This is a genomic window from Streptomyces thermoalcalitolerans, assembly GCF_039525155.1.
Classification (GTDB): Bacteria; Actinomycetota; Actinomycetes; order Streptomycetales; family Streptomycetaceae; genus Streptomyces; species Streptomyces thermovulgaris.
This window is the reverse complement of sequence record NZ_BAAAHG010000137.1, coordinates 1-1,089: the sequence shown is the minus strand read 5'-3', so window position 1 is coordinate 1,089 and position 1,089 is coordinate 1. Positions and strand designations below refer to the sequence as shown.

Annotated in this window: 1 protein-coding gene; it reads left to right on the top strand. The window is 69.1% G+C overall.

Annotated features, from left to right (window positions below; all coding sequences use genetic code 11):
* On the top strand, window positions 1-1,089 hold a 1,089-nt coding region (gene ispG / locus ABD224_RS29215; RefSeq protein ID WP_344055336.1), incomplete at both ends, for a flavodoxin-dependent (E)-4-hydroxy-3-methylbut-2-enyl-diphosphate synthase.

The following is a 1,089-nucleotide window of genomic DNA, read 5'->3' as shown; positions in this document are numbered from 1 at the left end:
TTTCTCTCGGCATGCCGTCCGTTCCGACCAGGCTCGCAAAGCGGCGCAAGAGCCGGCGGATTCAGGTCGGGTCGGTGGCGGTGGGCGGGGACGCGCCGGTGTCGGTGCAGTCGATGACCACGACCCGGACCGCGGACGTGGGGGCCACGCTGCAGCAGATCGCCGAGCTGACGGCGGCCGGCTGCCAGATCGTGCGGGTGGCCTGCCCCACGCAGGAGGACGCGGAGGCGCTGCCGGTCATCGCGCGCAAGTCGCAGATCCCGGTGATCGCCGACATCCACTTCCAGCCCAAGTACGTCTTCGCCGCGATCGAGGCCGGCTGCGCGGCGGTGCGGGTCAACCCGGGCAACATCAAGAAGTTCGACGACCAGGTCAAACAGATCGCGCGGGCGGCGAAGGACCGGGGCGTGCCGATCCGGATCGGGGTCAACGCCGGCTCGCTGGACAAGCGGCTGCTGCGGAAGTACGGCAGGGCCACGCCGGAGGCGCTGGTGGAGTCGGCGCTGTGGGAGGCGTCGCTGTTCGAGGAGCACGATTTCCGGGACATCAAGATCTCGGTCAAGCACAACGATCCGGTGGTGATGGTCGAGGCCTACCGGCAGCTGGCGGAGCGGTGCGACTATCCGCTGCATCTGGGGGTGACGGAGGCGGGGCCGGCCTTCCAGGGGACGATCAAGTCGGCGGTGGCGTTCGGGGCGCTGCTGTCGCAGGGGATCGGGGACACCATCCGGGTGTCGCTGTCGGCGCCGCCGGCGGAGGAGGTGAAGGTGGGCATCCAGATCCTGGAGGCGCTGAATCTGCGGCAGCGGGGTCTGGAGATCGTCTCGTGTCCGTCCTGCGGTCGGGCGCAGGTGGATGTGTACAAGCTGGCCGACGAGGTCACGGCGGGGCTGTCGGGGCTGGAGGTGCCGCTGCGGGTGGCGGTGATGGGCTGTGTGGTCAACGGTCCCGGTGAGGCGCGGGAGGCGGATCTGGGGGTGGCCTCGGGCAACGGCAAGGGGCAGATCTTCGTCAGGGGAGAGGTGATCAAGACCGTTCCGGAGTCGAAGATCGTGGAGACCCTGATCGAGGAGGCCATGAAACTCGCCC